Below are 13,818 nucleotides of genomic sequence, written 5' to 3'. Positions count from 1 at the left end.
AATCACCCCTTTCTCATTAAATTTACAACCGGAAGCTGAACTTCAAAGGTTGTTCCTTTTTCCTTTGAAGACTCAATCAGGTTAATTTTTCCATCAAGATTTTCAATGACATTCTTTGTGTAGGATAGACCAATTCCATTAGAAGCGATTCCGGCTTGGTCAAATTTCGTCGTAAAGCCTGGTTCAAAAATATACACTTTGTTTTTTTTAGAAATCCCGTTTCCATTATCCTTTATCGTTATTTTGACTAGGTCTTGAACCTTTTCAACCGTTACTACAATCTGCCCCTCCTGATAGATGGCTTCCACAGCATTGGCGACAAGATTATTGATTAGGGACAGGAGGATAAAAGTGCGGTACTCCGGATGTTCACCAGAAATTCTTACCTGGAAATCAATCGTTTTCCCGAGCAACTCACTATAATTTTTATTCGAGATGGTTGCAACAGAAATGATTTCCTGAATGTTCATAAAATCATCTAATTTTTCTTTGGCCATTAATTTGGACAAACCGGCATATATACGTTGATTATCTTTTTTAATCTCGTGTAATTCCCCGGCGATTTTCAGCATCGCTTGCGCTTGATTCTGATTGTTTAGAGCTTTTAAATCACGATAAATTGCATAGCAGGCGCTGGTTAACTTCTCCGCATCTTTCGCTGATTTTTCCAATTGAAACATTTCTACATACAAATTTGAAACTAATAGTAAAACCTCTTCGGTCCGCTTTTTTTGCTGCTCTTCAGCCAACCTGGTTTCCCGCACTAAGATGGTATTGAAAAAACCGAGGACAAAGAAGCTGCGGATGATCGCTACCCCTATAATAATCAAGAAGTTCGAGGTTGTCATTTTCATATCGGTTGTAAAATGGCGAATGGTCATTTCGGTAACATTCCCCATGATTTCGAGCACCATGCCAAGCAGACCAATGAGAAGCGGCCGATGATACAATTTCTTTACCTTGAAAATATGGAAAAACATGCCGAAGACCATGTAATAAAAAAACACGGGAAAATGGATAGGGAAATTGAATGAGCCAACCTGCACCTTGTCCAGAATAATCCGAAAACAAACAACCACACATCCCGTTAAAAAACCGGCTAAAACGGGATGGATTTTTCGTGACCATAACAAAATGAAAAAGAATACAGTTGTACTCATGCTGAATCTTAAATCAGCACCACTTAAGGGGTAAAACTTTAATTCGCCGGTAATGGGCACAGCAATAATCATAAATAAATACGCTAATAATTTATCGCGAATACAAACACTCCCTTTCTATCGTAAAAAAAATATTATAAATTGTAAAAATATTTTTAATCCATTTTGTAGTTTTTTGTAGTTTATCGTAGTACTACAGGTATGATGTAAATGTTGAAAACGTTTACAGGCTATATTCTACTTTAATATTATCAAAAAACTTATCGATGGGAGAGAAGCGAGTGAAAAAAATTAGTTTAGCATGGCAAATTTTTATTGGTTTAATTCTTGGGATTATTGTGGGTGCAATTTTTTTCGGAAATCCGCATGTTGAGCAATTTTTACAGCCGATTGGAAACATCTTTTTACGATTAATTAAAATGATTGTCGTGCCGATTGTTATTTCATGCCTTGTTGTCGGTGTGGCCGGGACGGACGATATGAAATCGTTAGGGAAGCTCGGCGGAAAAACGCTACTTTATTTTGAAATTATTACAACGATCGCAATCGTTGTTGGTTTGTTAATCGCCAATGTTTTCCATCCGGGGACAGGCGTGGACCGTTCACAACTCGTTAAATCGGACATCAGCTCCTATGTAACGACTGAAAAAGCAACGGAGTCACACTCCAAAATTGATACACTTGTGAATATCGTACCGACTAATGTGGTGCAGGCGATCGCAAATGGGGACATGTTGGCAATTATTTTCTTCTCCGTAATGTTTGGACTTGGCGTTGCGGCAATCGGTGAAAAAGGCAAGCCGATTATCGCCTTTTTTAGGGGTACTGCTGATGCGATGTTCTATGTAACCAATCAGATTATGAAGATTGCTCCATTTGGGGTGTTTGCCTTAATTGGGGTTACGGTTTCGAAATTTGGGTTGGAATCATTAATACCGCTCGGAAAATTGGTTATTACCGTTTATGGCGCAATGATATTCTTTGTTATTGTGGTCCTTGGCATTGTTGCGAAAATAGCCGGCTATAATATTTTTAAGCTATTAGCTTACCTGAAAGACGAATTAATTTTAGGGTATTCCACAGCAAGTTCGGAAACCGTCCTTCCAAAAATTATGGAAAAAATGGAGCGAATCGGTTGTCCGAAAGGGATTACTTCATTCGTGATTCCGACTGGCTATTCCTTTAATCTCGATGGTTCAACCTTGTATCAGGCGATTGCAGCACTGTTCATCGCACAAATGTATGGCATTCATATGAGCATTGGACATCAGATTACATTAGTTCTTATTTTAATGGTTACCTCAAAAGGGATTGCAGGTGTCCCTGGTGTTTCAATTGTCGTCCTGCTTTCAACCTTAGGAAGTGTCGGTGTTCCAGTCGAGGGCTTAGCGTTTATTTTAGGCGTAGACAGGCTGCTGGACATGGCCCGTACATGTGTAAACATTGTTGGTAACTCACTAGCAGCTATTGTTATCACAAAATGGGAAGGTCATAAAGTCAAAGAACACCTCGAAGAACAAGCTGCATAAGCGGTCATATTGGAAAAGGCACAACTAGTGAATAATAGCTAGTTGTGCCTTTTTGGTTTTTATAAATAATATTCTAGAGATAGAGTAGAACGTGTATTATCAGGTCTGTTCACATTTGGCAAAAGAAGCGTATCCATAAAGTTATCTTTGCACGTTGGTACCGGGGCTTTTTCTATCGTCGATTGACCCATTGGATTGATTTCCGATATAAATACGCTAGTATGATATAGATAACGATAACAATAGCGGCAGTCCAAAGTCTTTCTTGTAAAACACCGTCTGCAAATAAGACAGGACCTAATCCGAAAAATGTCACTAAAGCGATGAGAATGATATATATGAAGTGTAGTAAAAATTTCACTTGATTCACCCCCAGCTAACAATTTCCTTTGTATATTAGACGAATACATTTAACACGTTGTTACAAGGATTCTGTTGCAGCCAAAAAAGGGGCTTTGAAATCCAAAGCCCTTCTTCTATTAGTATTTGATTAATGTGTACTTCTTCTTACCTCTTCTAATAATCGTAAATTGTCCTTCGATCCGATCTGTTTCCGCTAGTACATAAGCGGTATCTGTGATTTTTTCGCCATTAACAGTGACTGCTCCATTAGCAATATCTTCACGTGCTTGACGCTTAGATGGAGAAATTTTCGCCGCAACTAAAAGATCGACCAAATTCTCCTCATTTTGTGAAGTATACGCTGGTACATCTTTAAAGCCCTGCTCGATTTCAGCAGCTGAAAGGTTTCTTACATCTCCGCTAAATAGCGCCTGAGAAATTTTGATAGCCTGTTGTAAGGAATCATCCCCGTGAATCAAACGAGTCATTTCTTCTGCTAATACCTTTTGGGCCTTACGAAGATGCGGTTCTTCCTGAACAGCTTTTTCTAATTGTTCGATCTCCTCGTGCGCTAAGAAAGTGAAAATCTTCAAGTATTTAACGACATCAGCATCAGCGGTATTAATCCAGAATTGGTAGAATTCGTAAGGTGTTGTTTTTTCAGGATCTAACCAAACCGCTCCACTTTCTGTTTTTCCGAACTTTGTACCGTCTGCTTTTGTAACAAGCGGAATGGTTAACCCATATGCCTTCGAACCTTCTGGCTGTACTTTGCGGATTAATTCCAACCCTGAGGTTATGTTCCCCCACTGGTCACTTCCACCAATTTGCAATTTACAATTGTGATGCTCATATAAATGCAGGAAATCCATCGCTTGTAAAATGGTGTAGGTGAATTCAGTGAATGAAATACCTGTCTCAAGCCTTGATGCAATGGTATCCTTTGCAAGCATATAGTTGACACCGATATGTTTTCCAATGTCACGCAAGAAGGTAACGACATCCATTGACCCTGCCCAATCATAGTTATTAACCATGATCGCCCCATTTTCGCCTTCAAATTCGAAAATAGATTCGAGTTGCTTCTTGATACCTGCTACATTATCTTGAACAGTTTCAAGTGTTAACAGCTTTCGTTCTTCACTTTTTCCACTTGGATCGCCAATTAAGCCTGTTGCTCCACCGACAAGTACAATCGGACGGTGTCCGTGCTGTTGAAATCGCCTTAATGTTAAAAACGGCAGTAAATGGCCGATATGCATACTATCTGCAGTTGGGTCGACACCGCAATATAATGAAATTTGTTCCTTACTTAATGAATCCTTCAAACCTTCTTCATCAGTCTGCTGGTAAATAATTCCTCTACATGCCAAATCTTGTAACAAATCCATAAATATTCCCTCCAATTTTGTAAAAAATAAAAACGCCCCTGCATAAATGCAGGGACGTAAAATTACGCGGTACCACCCAGCTTGAGGAACATTCCTCCAACTCAAAAAATTAACGGCTTAGACCGTTCTCCGCTACTGTCAATCAATTTTTCACAGAGAAAGCTCAAGGACGTAATTCATTCTTCTATATGTATCAGCTTGCACCACCGCTGACTCTCTACAAACAGGGATAGAAGAACTACAGTTGGTTCCCTTCATAGCTATTTATTAAATTAATGTATAGCTTTTTTTACCATAATTATAGTTCCTTGTCAAACATAACTGGAAATTTCAGATAAATGTAGAACTTTGTCAGTTTTTATACCTTCAATATGCTATAATGTACATGATTTTAGATGAGGTGATACTATAGATGGTTGAAAAATTACAAGTATGGATCGAAAAAGCAAAATCCGGACTGAACATATTTACCCATAAAAAAACGGTTAAAAGTGCACGAATCACATATCAAGTCGTTTGGAACCTGTTTCTCCTTGTATTAACAGTGGTAATTCTAGGTGGATCATTTGCTACAGGAGTCGGTGCTGGTTATTTTGCCTCACTTGTTAAAGATGAACCTGTCCGTTCCTATGACAACATGAAAAAGGATATCTATAACTACACGGAAACATCTGAGTTATATTTTGCTGATAATATATATCTTGGAAAACTCCGTACAGATTTAGAACGTGAAGAAGTAAAACTAGACGATGTATCCGATTATTTGGTGAACGCAGTTGTTGCAACCGAAGACGAATACTTCTACAAGCATAAAGGTGTCGTGCCAAAAGCCGTATTTCGGGCTGTCTTCCAAGAAGTGACAAACTCTGCGGTTCAATCCGGCGGTAGTACACTAACACAGCAATTAATAAAAAATCAAATCTTAACCAATGAGGTTTCATTTCAAAGAAAAGCGAGTGAAATATTACTAGCCCTTCGTTTAGAGAAATTTTTTGATAAAAAAGAAATTTTGGAAGCATATCTGAACGTGTCTACGTTAGGAAGAAATTCATCTGGACGAAATATTGCCGGTGTCCAAGCAGCAGCAAAAGGAATCTTTGGTAAAAAGGCAAGTGATTTAACACTGCCACAAGCTGCCTTCATTGCTGGTTTACCTCAAAGCCCATTCGGATATACTCCTTTCACAAGAGAAGGGACCATAAAAGAAACAAAATATCTTGAACCGGGTCTAACACGGATGAAAACAGTATTAAAGAGAATGTTTGACGGAGGTTATATTACCCAAAAGCAATATGCGGAGGCCTCTGCCTACGATATTAAAAAAGATTTTATCAAACCCGTTCCAAACCCACTGGAAAAATACCCGTGGCTAACGATTGAAATTGAAAAGCGTTCCATTGAAGTTTTAACTACTGTTTTAGCAAAAGATGATGGGATTTCAGAAAAAGAGTTAAAGAACGATGATAATCTAGCCTACAAATATCAAATTTTAGCTAGAAATGCTTTGCGTCAAAATGGATACCAGATTCATTCGACGATTGACAAAAAAATCTATGATGCCATGCAAAAGGTAAAGGATAATTATCAATATTACGGACCTGATAAACCTCAGGAAAAAAAGGATCCTGAAACTGGCGAAATCAAAACAGTTATGGAACCTGCTGAGGTAGGAGCAGAACTAATCGAAAACAAAACAGGAAAGATTATCAGTTTTGTGGCTGGAAGGAATTATGATGATCAACAACTCAATCATGCCACCAGTGCGATTAGACAAAACGGTTCTACCATGAAACCACTCCTTGTCTACGCTCCAGCGATTGAGTTAGGAAAAGCAGCTCCAGGCACACCGCTGCCAAACGTAGCGTTAAGCCTAAATCCCGGCAGTAATGCACCTTGGCCGCAAAACTATGACTATCGCTACAGTGGACTAGTTTCAGCAAGATATGCCATGGCGAAATCCTATAACGTACCTGCCGTTAAACTTTACAAGAGTATCGTTGATCAAAGGCCTGCCAAGTATCTTGAAAAAATGGGATTTACCTCATTAAGAAAAGACGATTATACAAATCTAGCTACTTCCATTGGCTCAATGACAAATGGGGTAACGATCGAAGAAAATACAAACGCATTCAGTACCTTTGCTAACGATGGAAAATTCATTGATGCCTATATGATTGATAAAATTGTTGATAAAAGCGGCAAGGTAATCTATCAGCATAAAGTTACTCCTGTTAATGTCTTTAAACCGCAAACAGCCTATTTAACCATTGATATGATGCGAGACGTTGTTAAAATGGGGACTGCTGCTGGAGTTAGAAGCCAATTAAACTTTAGTGCAGACTGGGCTGGAAAAACAGGGACAGGAAATCAATATATTGACTCCTGGTTCGTAGCTTCAAACCCTAATGTCACCTTTGGTCTTTGGAGAGGGTATGATACACCAAAATCGCTCCAGACATCAGGAATGTCCTATAGTGCACGCACCAATAACTTATGGGCAAAGTTAATGAACGCCGCCTATAAAATTAAACCGGATCTAATTGCCCCAAAGAAATCATTTAAAATGCCAAAGGGAATCGTGAAACGCTCTTATTGTGCTGTTTCTGGAATGCTTCCATCAGCGGCTTGTTCAAATGCTGGTTTAATTGAAAGTGATTACTTTAATGTCAATAATGTACCAACTAAAGTGGATGATAGCTTAATTGAAGGTAGCTTTGTGAAGATAGGCGCCAGAAAATATTTGGCCTTAGATTCCACGCCAAAAGAGTTTTCCCAATTTGGCCTTATCTTGAATCCAGATTTTATTAAACGAATGGTTGGAAGTAACTTCCATAATTACAGTCAACTGATACCTCAGAAGGATCGATGGGGGAAAGTTCTAGTTTCTACCGCTAAAATGTTTGATAACGGAAAGAATCCTGATAGTGTTAGCTTAAAAGCAAAAGGAAACACCTTAACCTGGTCAGCATCAGCGGATAATGATGTTGTCGGTTACCGCATCTATCAAGGCGCTAAAAAAGTAGGCAGTGTGGTTAATGGTTCTAAACGATCCTTAAAAGTCGGTACGGGTTCCTATTATGTAACGGCAGTTGATATTGCCGGCAAGGAGTCAGCCCCATCGAATCTTGTCGATGCTGGGGTCATCTTACCAACAGTTCCAACTATACCAGTTGTACCAAATGACCCAAATGTTCCATCTCAACCAACTGTACCGACCGATCCTACAACTACCCCATAACCAAAAACCCTTATCGAAATCTAATGTTTCGGTGAGGGTTTTTTTGTTTTTTATTTTTAGGCTATGTTAAAGCTTATTGTTGATTTTGGCACCTTCTGATCTACGTTCCAGGAGCGCAGCGACGAGGAGGCTCCCAGGACCGCCAGCGCCTGTAGCGGAAATCAACATACAAGTTTAACAGAGCCTATTTTTTTAAAAAATTGTATGACATTATTCATTTATATTGAAAAATGCAGTACATAAAGCCTTTAATCTGCCACTTTGAATACTTTATCGGCCACTTTTGATTTTTATCTGCCGCTTTCTCTACTTTATCGGCCCCTTTCTAATCTTATCTGCCGCTTTGACGATTTTATCGGCCACTATTTCTTTTTTAACCCAACATCCCATCAAAAAACCTACTAAATAAACGCAAAAAAGCCAGGCGTATAGCCTGGCTCGTGTCATCGTCTTTCCTTAGGAAAAAATATCCTATTAATCTTCCATCGTTGAAAGGTCACCAGTTGGCAGATTTAGTTCCCATGCCTTCAACACGCGTCTCATAATCTTACCACTTCTTGTTTTCGGCAGTTTATCACGGAAATCGATTTCACGTGGAGCTGCATGGGCGGCCAATCCTTTTTTAACAAATTGACGGATTTCTTCTTTTAGTTCATCTGTTGCAGAGTAGCCGTCTCTAAGCGCAATGAAGGCTTTAATGATTTCCCCCCGTACTGGGTCTGGTTTCCCGATTACACCGGCTTCAGCAACCGCAGGATGCTCGACAAGCTTGCTTTCTACTTCAAACGGTCCCACGCGCTCCCCTGACGTCATAATCACATCATCCACACGTCCTTGGAACCAGAAATAGCCATCTTCATCCATGTACGCTGAATCCCCAGATACATACCAGTCACCTGGCATAAAGTAAGATTCATACTTCTCAGGATTATTCCAAATCGTATGCATCATGGAAGGCCAGCCTTTTTTAATCGCTAGGTTCCCCATCCGATATGGCGGAAGTTCATTCCCTTGATTATCCACAATCGCTGCCTGAACACCTGGAATTGGTTTCCCCATCGAACCTGGCTTAATCTCCATACAAGGATAATTACTAATCAGTTGAGCGCCAGTTTCCGTCATCCACCAGTTATCATGGATTCGCTTGTTGAATACCTTTGCCCCCCATTTAACCACCTCAGGATTTAAAGGTTCGCCCACACTTAAGACATGACGGAGGCTGCTTAAGTCGAATTTCTTAACCAATTCATCGCCTGCACCCATTAACATCCTGAACGCCGTTGGTGCACTGTACCAGACAGTTACCCCGAAGTCTTCAATCATTTGATACCAAGATTCAGGACTAAAACGCCCTCCTACAATCACATTCGATGATCCTGTTAACCATGGCCCAAAGATACCGTAAGAGGTACCGGTCACCCAGCCTGGGTCTGCTGTACACCAGTATACATCGTCCTCTTTTAGATCGAGTACCCACTTTGCAGTTTGATAGTGCTGAATCATGGCATTATGTACATGCAACACGCCCTTCGGTTTCCCAGTTGATCCGGATGTATAATGCAGGATAAGACCATCGGTTCTGTCAACCCATTCAATTTGAAGGTCCTTGCTAGCGGCTTCAAATCTTTTTAAAAAGTCAATATATCGTCCCTGTTCATCTACATTCTTTCCAATCAGGAAAATATGCTTTAGTGAAGGCAGGTCTTGAACAGGAACACGCTCCAACAGTTCAGGAGTGGTAACTAAAACTTTCGCCTCACTGTCTTGCAAGCGATCCCTGACAGCCCCTTCCATGAAGGCCTCAAATAAAGGACCAACAATTGCACCAAGCTTAATAGCACCTAGTACGGTAAAGTAAAGTTCAGGTGAACGCGGCATAAAAATAAAGACTCGGTCGCCTTTATCGACATCTCCGAAAGTTTTTAACACATTGCCCGCTTTGTTAGATAGCTCTTTCATTTCCTTAAAGGTGTACTTCTCATTTCGGAAACCATCGCGATAATATAAGGCTACTTTGTTTTTTCGGAACGTTTTTGCGTGACGGTCAATGGCCTCATAAGCCATATTGACAAGACCTGTTTCACTCCAGGCAAATTCCTTTTCCGTTTCCCTCCAGTCAAAGTTCTTGTACTTTTCTTGATAATTTACTAGATTATGATCCCCTTGCACAACTGGCAACGCTTCCACTTTCATTCAATCTCCCCCTTTGGACCTTATTTTAGATATTATAGTACAAATATAAACTATTCACAATTTTTTAAAAAGTAAATTATATACACTTTTTTTTTTTTTATATTAAACATCTTGAAAATGACCCTATATAACTGAAAATTTTGTGAAGTAACTTTTCCTTGCTAGATTTTATGTATAATAGAATGGAGAATAAGAAAGATTTTCCCAAGGTAGGTGACCGTATGGAACACAAAAAAACATACAATGCTAAACAATTAAAAACACCTCATGGTTCCCTAATAGTTGAAGGGCCAATTACCGCAGATAAACTAGCTGGTTATGACTTCCACGATGACCTAGTTGCATTCCGCCCTCCTGCACAGCAGCATCAGGCTTTAGTTGGAATTGCAAAACTTCCGGAAGGCAGAATTATTATTGCCAGACATCAAAATATCATTGTTGGTTATGTAACCTTTCTCTATCCTGATCCGCTTGAACGATGGTCAGAAGGCAAAATAGAAAATTTAATCGAATTAGGGGCCATCGAAGTCATTGCACAATATCGAGGCTGTTCAGTAGGTAAAAACCTTCTAATAGTTGCTATGATGGATGACGCGATGGAAGATTACCTCATCATCACAACTGAGTATTATTGGCATTGGGATTTAAAAGGAACCAAATTGAATGTGTGGGAGTACCGTAAAATTATGGAAAAGATGATGAATGCAGGCGGCCTTGAATGGTATGCCACCGATGACCCTGAAATTTGCTCGCACCCTGCCAACTGTCTCATGGCCAGGATGGGAAAAAGAATTGATAGGGAAACCATCCAAAAATTTGACCGGCTGCGATTTATGAACCGGTTTATGTATTAACTTATTAGTGTTTAAGGATACTTGCGTAGGTAAGGAGGATTTTCCAATGATAATCGAACAAATCATGAAAGCCGATGTTGCAACACTTCTACCAACAGATACCATTGCTGATGCGATTCAATTAATGGAGTCAAGAAAAATTCGCCATATCCCAATTATCAACGCAGAAAAACATTTAGTGGGTCTTGTCACAGTATCAAATATCCATGAGGCAACTCCATCGATTTTCCACGCGAATGAGCATCCGGAAGATATGAAAAAGCCGCTTGACGCTATTATGGAACGAAACGTTATAACCGGGCATCCACTCGATTTTGTCGAAGAAGTTGCCGGTCTATTTTATGAGCATAAAATCAGTTGTCTTCCCATCATAAATAACCGCAAATTAGTTGGAATTGTGACTGAAACAGATATACTGCGAACATTGGTGGAATTAACCGGTGCTCATCAACCAGGGTCACAAATTGAGATCAAGGTCCCCAATCTTGCCGGTAAACTTAGTGAAATAACCACTGTGATTAAAAATCGGAAAGCAAATATTTTGAGTGTCCTCGTCTATCCTGATCAATTGGATAATCAGTATAAAATACTTGTAATCAGATTACAGACTATGAATCCTACAGTTTTGATACAAGACCTTAAACAGGCTGGCTTTCAAGTGCTGTGGCCAAATCTTCCGGGGATTTCAATATGAGTGATAAATGTTCCTTTGTTTTTTCAAATGAACTGCTGAAGTATAAATTCAGCAATCATCATCCTTTTGATCAATTCCGGCTCAAGTTAACAGTGGACTTATTAGACAAGATGGCTGCACTTAACCCTGAAGATGTCATTCCGCCAAGAATGGCTACTGATGATGAGTTAGCGTTAATTCACGATCGCAGTTACATAGAAGCAGTAAAAAAAGCAGGGAATGCTCAATTGCCGCCAGAAATAGCAGAAAACTATGGTCTTGGGACAGAAGATACCCCTATATTCCCTAACATGCATGAAGCGAGCGCCTTACTTGTTGGTGGAACATTAACAGCTGTCGATCAAGTTATGACGGGGAAGGCCCTTCACGCTCTCCATCTAGGCGGAGGATTACATCACGGATTCAGGGGAAAAGCATCAGGTTTTTGCGTGTATAATGACAGTTCGGTCGCCATTAAATATCTACAAGAAAAATATAATGCTCGTGTTTTATACGTGGATACGGATGCCCATCATGGAGACGGGGTTCAATGGTCCTTCTACGACGATCCAAACGTATGTACTCTGTCGATTCATGAGACTGGCAGATATTTATTTCCTGGTACCGGGAATGTAAATGAGCGCGGTCAAGGGTTAGGCTATGGTTATTCATTTAATATACCCGTAGACGCCTTTACCGAAGATGAATCGTGGCTTTACGCCTACACACATGCGCTTAGAGAAGTAGCTGAGTTTTTTAAACCCGATGTGATTCTAACTCAAAACGGTGCTGATTCCCATTATTTGGACCCATTGACGCACCTTTCATCAACCATGAAAACCTATCGAGAAATACCGAAACTTGCCCACGAAATTGCCCATAAATATTGTAACGGGAAATGGATTGCTGTTGGCGGCGGCGGTTATGATATTTGGCGGGTAGTCCCGAGAGCATGGGCCCTTATTTGGCTTGAAATGACGGAAAACTCAAATTGTTATGGAAGTTTACCGAGTCAATGGGTAGATTCCTGGCAAAAGGATTCCTCCGTTGTTTTACCGAAAGAATGGGACGATCCTAAAAACTTATATACCCCCATCCCAAGAAAAGCAGAGATTACCGAAAAGAATTTATTAACCCTTGAAACAGCTCTCTACCCGATTCGAAGTCAACAAAAAAGTGAATCATTATAAAAGGCTCTTTTAGTAAACTTTGTTGCTATTGAATCAAAATAATTGTTATTACTATTATTCCTAAGCGATTCTTGCAAAAGTTCTTACGAAAAGATGCCACGATACATCTGGGAATACGGGTGAATAAACTTTTTACGAAAAAACAACAATTAAGGCGAAAACAGCATAATAAAAAAATGGGTTGACCAATTCCGGCCAACCCATTCTTCCAATTATTTTGTAGATTTACGGTGTTCAATTCGGTGTGGAAGAACCACAATTTGTTCTGACACCTTTTCTTTGTTCATTAATTTGGTTAAGAGTCTCATCGCAACCGCACCAATATCATATAAAGGCTGGACAATCGTAGTTAACTGCGGGCGCACCATTAGTGACAGCCTCGTATTATCTGATGTGATTACTTCAAAATCCTCAGGGATCTTATAGCCTTTGTCCTCTGCTCCATGTACAACACCAAGAGCCATTTCATCAGATCCAACTAAAATCGCTGTAGGTCTATCAGAGACTTCCAGGAGTCTTTCAATTGCTTCAATCCCAGAGTCGTAGGTATAATCGCCTTCAACCACAAGTTCCTCATTATAGGCAATTCCGGATTCTTGTAATGCCCTCTGATATCCTCTCAGTTTCTTGAGTGTATTTTTAGGTTCATGGAGTGGACCCACGACAAAAGCAATATTCTTATGACCTTTTTCAATAAATTCCTTAATGGAATCATAAACTGCTTCTTCATAATCAATATTTACAGACGGTATCTTGTTAGATTCTTCAATTGAACCCGCAAGCACGATCGGTACAGGAGATTTTTCAAATTCCTCGACATGCTCTTCTGTAATATTGCCACCCATGAATACTAAGCCGTCCACTTGTTTGCCAAGCATAGTATTAAGCAAATGTAATTCTTTGTCCTTGTTTTGATCGGAGTTGCTTAAAATGATGTTGTACTTATACATCGTTGCAATATCTTCAATTCCACGAGCTAATTCGGCAAAAAAGATATTTGAGATATCAGGAATTATTACTCCAACTGTTGTTGTTTTTTTACTAGCCAATCCTCGAGCCACAGCATTCGGACGGTAGCCTAGTCTTTCAATAACTTCTAACACTTTTTTTCTGGTCACTGGCTTAACATTTGGATTTCCGTTTACCACACGGGAAACAGTAGCCATTGAAACGTTTGCTTCTCTTGCGACATCATAAATTGTAATATTCAATTAACACACTCTCCTAAAACGAACGTTGTTTTCATTA

The 13,818-nt window shown here is 39.7% G+C and carries 10 protein-coding genes and 1 other annotated feature; of the genes, 5 read left to right on the top strand and 5 right to left on the bottom strand.

What is annotated here, in order from left to right; all coding sequences use genetic code 11:
- Positions 1-2 precede the first annotated feature (2 nt).
- Positions 3-1,232, bottom strand: a complete 1,230-nt coding sequence (locus KW850_RS19120) for a sensor histidine kinase (RefSeq protein WP_256358331.1) — start codon at positions 1,230-1,232, stop codon at positions 3-5.
- Positions 1,233-1,441: 209 nt separating this feature from the next.
- On the opposite strand from KW850_RS19120, the gene KW850_RS19115 reads away from it, so the two are divergent.
- Complete coding sequence (locus KW850_RS19115) at positions 1,442-2,689, top strand: cation:dicarboxylate symporter family transporter (protein ID WP_218349366.1); 1,248 nt, start codon at positions 1,442-1,444, stop codon at positions 2,687-2,689.
- 172 nt (positions 2,690-2,861) lie between these two features.
- Here the strand turns inward: KW850_RS19115 and KW850_RS19110 are convergent, their stop codons facing one another.
- Together KW850_RS19110 and tyrS are read right to left on the bottom strand one after the other, a co-directional pair.
- A complete protein-coding gene (locus tag KW850_RS19110; RefSeq protein ID WP_218349365.1) occupies positions 2,862-3,050 on the bottom strand; it encodes a DUF6954 family protein in 189 nt (62 codons plus the stop codon).
- A gap of 118 nt (positions 3,051-3,168) precedes the next feature.
- Positions 3,169-4,422 carry a tyrosine--tRNA ligase gene (tyrS, locus tag KW850_RS19105; RefSeq protein WP_218349364.1) on the bottom strand — a complete coding sequence of 418 codons (1,254 nt, stop codon included), beginning with the start codon at positions 4,420-4,422 and terminating at the stop codon, positions 3,169-3,171.
- Between the two features lie 47 nt (positions 4,423-4,469).
- Positions 4,470-4,689: a binding site (T-box leader), on the bottom strand.
- Positions 4,690-4,834: 145 nt separating this feature from the next.
- Between tyrS and KW850_RS19100 the strand changes: the two genes are divergently transcribed.
- Complete coding sequence (locus KW850_RS19100) at positions 4,835-7,660, top strand: transglycosylase domain-containing protein (protein WP_218349363.1); 2,826 nt, start codon at positions 4,835-4,837, stop codon at positions 7,658-7,660.
- A gap of 474 nt (positions 7,661-8,134) precedes the next feature.
- Here KW850_RS19100 and acsA read toward each other — a convergent pair whose 3' ends face one another.
- Positions 8,135-9,853, bottom strand: coding sequence for an acetate--CoA ligase (gene acsA, locus KW850_RS19095; protein WP_218349362.1), 1,719 nt, complete (start codon positions 9,851-9,853; stop codon positions 8,135-8,137).
- Positions 9,854-10,074: 221 nt separating this feature from the next.
- Here acsA and KW850_RS19090 point away from each other — a divergent pair, with 221 nt between their 5' ends.
- The 3 genes from KW850_RS19090 to KW850_RS19080 are packed head-to-tail and all read left to right on the top strand — an operon-like array spanning position 10,075 to position 12,570.
- On the top strand, positions 10,075-10,707 hold the full coding sequence (locus KW850_RS19090; RefSeq protein ID WP_218349361.1) for an N-acetyltransferase: 633 nt from the start codon (positions 10,075-10,077) through the stop codon (positions 10,705-10,707).
- Between the two features lie 46 nt (positions 10,708-10,753).
- Complete coding sequence (locus KW850_RS19085) at positions 10,754-11,401, top strand: acetoin utilization AcuB family protein (protein ID WP_218349360.1); 648 nt, start codon at positions 10,754-10,756, stop codon at positions 11,399-11,401.
- Positions 11,398-12,570, top strand: coding sequence for an acetoin utilization protein AcuC (locus tag KW850_RS19080; RefSeq protein WP_218349359.1), 1,173 nt, complete (start codon positions 11,398-11,400; stop codon positions 12,568-12,570). Before KW850_RS19085 ends, KW850_RS19080 begins: the two co-directional genes overlap by 4 nt.
- Before the next feature lie 212 nt (positions 12,571-12,782).
- Here the strand turns inward: KW850_RS19080 and ccpA are convergent, their stop codons facing one another.
- On the bottom strand, positions 12,783-13,781 hold the full coding sequence (gene ccpA / locus KW850_RS19075; protein ID WP_218349358.1) for a catabolite control protein A: 999 nt from the start codon (positions 13,779-13,781) through the stop codon (positions 12,783-12,785).
- Positions 13,782-13,818: the final 37 nt, after the last annotated feature.

The organism is Bacillus sp. sid0103, from assembly GCF_019219025.1.
Note: the sequence above shows the minus strand (reverse complement) of the source record. Positions and strands in the feature narration are given on the sequence as shown.

Coding starts and splice junctions, on each gene's coding strand:
- KW850_RS19100 (WP_218349363.1), top strand. CDS start 4,835: ATGGTTGAAAAATTACAAGTATGGATCGAAAAAGCAAAATCCGGACTG.
- acsA (WP_218349362.1), bottom strand. CDS start 9,853: ATGAAAGTGGAAGCGTTGCCAGTTGTGCAAGGGGATCATAATCTAGTA.
- KW850_RS19120 (WP_256358331.1), bottom strand. CDS start 1,232: ATGATTATTGCTGTGCCCATTACCGGCGAATTAAAGTTTTACCCCTTA.
- KW850_RS19085 (WP_218349360.1), top strand. CDS start 10,754: ATGATAATCGAACAAATCATGAAAGCCGATGTTGCAACACTTCTACCA.
- KW850_RS19080 (WP_218349359.1), top strand. CDS start 11,398: ATGAGTGATAAATGTTCCTTTGTTTTTTCAAATGAACTGCTGAAGTAT.
- tyrS (WP_218349364.1), bottom strand. CDS start 4,422: ATGGATTTGTTACAAGATTTGGCATGTAGAGGAATTATTTACCAGCAG.
- KW850_RS19090 (WP_218349361.1), top strand. CDS start 10,075: ATGGAACACAAAAAAACATACAATGCTAAACAATTAAAAACACCTCAT.